General features: G+C 68.1%; 4 protein-coding genes and 1 pseudogene. 1 reads left to right on the top strand and 4 read right to left on the bottom strand.

The annotated features are described in order from the left end of the window. Nucleotides 1–237: 237 nt before the first annotated feature. Nucleotides 238–606 (top strand): putative zinc-binding protein, encoded by a 369-nt coding sequence (locus tag ACCC94_RS28840; protein WP_413353006.1) that lies wholly within the window; start codon nucleotides 238–240, stop codon nucleotides 604–606. 140 nt (nucleotides 607–746) lie between these two features. Here ACCC94_RS28840 and ubiT read toward each other — a convergent pair whose 3' ends face one another. From ubiT to ACCC94_RS28820, 4 genes and pseudogenes are all read right to left on the bottom strand, one after another. Beyond that, nucleotides 747–1220 (bottom strand): ubiquinone anaerobic biosynthesis accessory factor UbiT, encoded by a 474-nt coding sequence (ubiT, locus tag ACCC94_RS28835; protein WP_413353005.1) that lies wholly within the window; start codon nucleotides 1218–1220, stop codon nucleotides 747–749. Continuing rightward, complete coding sequence (locus ACCC94_RS28830; RefSeq protein WP_413353004.1) at nucleotides 1214–2104, bottom strand: U32 family peptidase; 891 nt, start codon at nucleotides 2102–2104, stop codon at nucleotides 1214–1216. Before ACCC94_RS28830 ends, ubiT begins: the two co-directional genes overlap by 7 nt. Nucleotides 2105–2114: 10 nt before the next feature. Beyond that, complete coding sequence (gene ubiU, locus ACCC94_RS28825; RefSeq protein ID WP_413353003.1) at nucleotides 2115–3110, bottom strand: ubiquinone anaerobic biosynthesis protein UbiU; 996 nt, start codon at nucleotides 3108–3110, stop codon at nucleotides 2115–2117. Nucleotides 3111–3165: 55 nt separating this feature from the next. Beyond that, nucleotides 3166–3300 (bottom strand): annotated as a pseudogene (locus ACCC94_RS28820) (molybdopterin molybdenumtransferase MoeA); the annotation flags it as partial. Between the last annotated feature and the right edge of the window lie 73 nt (nucleotides 3301–3373).

Raw genomic sequence — 3373 nt, 5'->3', positions numbered from 1 at the left:
TACACCCCCCGCCGGGCCCCCCCCCCCCACCCACCTCCCCCTTTTGGTCGCGCGTGTGCTCTAAAAAAACCCGTGGGGCCCCCCCGTTGCGCTCCAACCCCCGCTCCTACGAAGAGCTGATTCCACACGCCCGGCCACTCTACCCAACAGGTAGTAGCCCACCTGCCAACTTGATTCAGATCATGTCGCGCCGGCCCACGGCGGCGGGACACTGCGGGACTCACCCAGGAGGTCCCCATGCCGCCCTCGCCGCACCTGCCCCTCGTCTATTCCTGCTCCGGCTGCTCCAACCTCGCGCAACTGGCCAACGACCTCGCCCTGCGCCTGGACCGTGACGGCCTGGCGGAGATGTCCTGCATCGTGGGTGTCGGCGGCGACGTGCCGGCGCTGGTGAAGAAGGCCTGCTCCGGCCGCCGGATCATCGCCGTGGACGGGTGCCATCTGCACTGCGTGCAGAATTGCCTGGCGCGCCATGGGGTGAAGGCGCGGCACGAGATCACCCTGACCGAATACGGCCTGAAGAAGCGTTACGGCCAGGACGCAGCGGTGCAGGACTTCGAGATGCTCTACGAGGAACTGCAGTTTCTCGTCCGTTCCCCTGCCTGAAGCTCAGCCGCTCAGCCCAGGCACAGGCTTGCAGGACAAATGCGGACGTAGGATGGGTGGAGCCTGCGATACCCATGCTGCCCTGGCACGCAGCGATTGATGGGTATCGCTGCGCTCCACGCCATCCTACGCGGAGCGCATCAGGCGTTCTCCTGCACCACCCGGCTGGCGCGGCGCATGGCGCTCCACAGCCAGGCCGGCAGGCTGTCCGGGTCGAGGCTGTCGATCAGGTTCTTCACCGCCAGGCCCAGTTCGGTGTCGCCCTCGATCAGCAGGCGACGGCGGAAGAACAGCGTGTCCGGGTCTTCCTCCCGGCCCGCCAGCAGCAGGAAATCGCGCCAGCTGCCACGGATGGTCACGCTGGGTGTGCAGGCATCGGCGAAGCGAAGACCATTGCGGTCATGGGTGAAGCTCCAGGCCAGATCGAGATCACTCACTTCCAGACGCAGCCAATGGCCATCGAGGATATCGAAGGCACCGTCCGCCAGCGGCTCGGCGAACAGGCGGTTGGCGGCGCGCTGCAACACTGCGCGCTGCAATCCAGAGGGAACGCGCGCAGCCAGCGGCAAGAGGCGGTCGGCGGCGCGCAGGGCGCCAGTTTCCAGAGTCAGCACAGATTCACCTCATCGCTGCGCAGCATGCCCGGGCGGCCATGCCAGTATCCGTTGCAACCCTCCACCGCCAGCGGCGGCGTGGCGCCCTTGCGCACACGGTCGAAGGCCTGCACGACGTCCACCATGCCCTCCGCACGCGGGCTCAGGCGCAGCAGATCGGCGCCGCAATCACGCAGCGAGGCAAAGTCTGCCAGCAGGTTGCTGGCCTCGCCGGACATCGTCTGGATGCCGTTGAGGGTGAACAGCGGCAGGCCCTCCTGGCTGAGCATCGACAGGCCCTCCGGGTAGTTCAGGCAGCAGAACTGGCAGTCATCCTTGGGCCGGTTCTCCGCCCGTGCGGTGAAGCAGCGCGCCGAGTAGGCCAGCGGCAGGTGGCCGTAGGCGAACACCTCGGTCTCCACCTCATCGATACCCAGCTCGCGGGCCTGCTCGATCACCGCGTGGATCTGCTCGCCGGAGCACTCCACCGGCGGCACCCAGCGGCGCAGTCCGGCGGAATGCAGCTCCGCCAGCGTGTGGCCGTTGTAGACATTGAGCGCCGGGCCGCCGACGAATTCGACGCCAAGACCGGAAAGTATCTGCACCGCGCCCATGTCGCTGGCTTCGACCTGCAGCTCGCCGTTGGCGCAGAGGCGACGCAGCGAAGACAGCTCGGAGGCCGCCTCGATCAGCGCCAGCCCCGAGATGAGGATCTGCGCCCCGCTCTGCTGCTGCAGCTCGCGCCCCAGGCCCAGCCAGTTGTCCAGCGACAGGGCGCGGCGTTTTGAGCAGACGGTTTCGCCGATATAGATCGCGTCCAGCGGCTGCTGCGCCATCTGCGCATAAAAATCCAGGAGTGTCCGGCGGTCCCAGTAGAACAGCACCGGTCCCAGGCTGAGTTTCATCAGGAGGTCCTCACTGCCAGGAGCGATGGTAGGCGCCCAGGGTCGTCTGGTGGCCTTCGGAAAGCTTGTCCAGGGCGTCCTGCCACTGCGTCAGCGCGCGGTAGTTTTCGGGCGCGCGCTGCCAGGCATCCAGCGCCTGGCGCCAGACGCGGGTGACCTGCTCGACATAGGCCGGGCTGCGCTGCCGGCCCTCGATCTTCACCGCCGCCACGCCGATTTCCGCCAACTGCGGAATCAGGTCGAGGGTGTTCAGGCTGGTGGGCTCTTCCAGGGCGTGGAAGCGTTCGCCGTTGACCACGAAGCGGCCCTTGCACAGGGTCGGGTAACCCGCCGGCTCATCCGGAGCGTAACGGTCGATCAGCACGTCATTGAGCCGCGAGGTCAGGCCTTCGGGCTCCTCGCTCCAGCGCACCGCCTTGGCCGGCGAGCAGACGCCGCAGAGGTTGGGCGACTCGCCGGTGACATAGGACGACAGGTGGCAGCGCCCCTCGGCCATGATGCACAGGCTGCCGAAGGCGAAGACTTCGATGGGTACCGGGCTGTTCGCCGCCACCTGGCGCACCTGCGCCAGCGACAGCACGCGCGGCAGCACCGCACGGCGGATGCCATAGCGCTCGTGGTAGAACGCCAGCGCCGCCACGTTGGTGGCCGAGCCCTGCACCGAGAGGTGCAGCGCGAGGTTGGGGTGGCGTCTGGCAGCGTAGCCGAGCACCGCGCAGTCGGCGGCGATCAGCGCATCCACTCCGAGATCGGCGGCGTGGTCCACGGCGCGTTGCCAGCGTGCCCAGCCTGCCGCGCCGGGATAGGTATTGACCGCCACGTACATCTGCTTGCCGGCGCTGTGGACCAGCTCCACGCCCTGGCGCAGCTGGCGCTCATCGAGGTTGAGGCCGGCGAAGTGGCGGGCGTTGGTGTCATCGCGAAAGCCGACGTAGATCGCATCGGCGCCCTCGCGCAGGGCGGATTTAAGGGCGGGAAGACTACCCGCCGGACAGACCAGTTGCATGCTTCCCCCGGGCAATACGGAGGCCGCCGGCCCCCGCCGGCAGCCGGGAACGGCGTCAGGCGCCGAGTTCGCTGAAAGACAGGAAGGGCAGCGGCTCGCCGGCCTGCAGGGTGCGCCCGGCCTCCACCACCGCCAGGCCATCGGCCCAGCTCGCCGCGCGCAGCATGGCCGAGCCCTGCTGCGGATTGAGGCAGAATCGGGGAACACCCTTTCCCTAAATCTACCCGCCCGCGCGCCCGTACAGGCGGCGCGAGGTTGGCGGT

The organism is Pseudomonas sp. Pseusp97 (genome assembly GCF_047304025.1).
GTDB lineage: Bacteria > Pseudomonadota > Gammaproteobacteria > Pseudomonadales > Pseudomonadaceae > Pseudomonas.
Note: the sequence above shows the minus strand (reverse complement) of the source record. Positions and strands in the feature narration are given on the sequence as shown.

Coding starts and splice junctions, on each gene's coding strand:
- ACCC94_RS28840 (WP_413353006.1), top strand. CDS start 238: ATGCCGCCCTCGCCGCACCTGCCCCTCGTCTATTCCTGCTCCGGCTGC.
- ACCC94_RS28830 (WP_413353004.1), bottom strand. CDS start 2,104: ATGAAACTCAGCCTGGGACCGGTGCTGTTCTACTGGGACCGCCGGACA.
- ubiU (WP_413353003.1), bottom strand. CDS start 3,110: ATGCAACTGGTCTGTCCGGCGGGTAGTCTTCCCGCCCTTAAATCCGCC.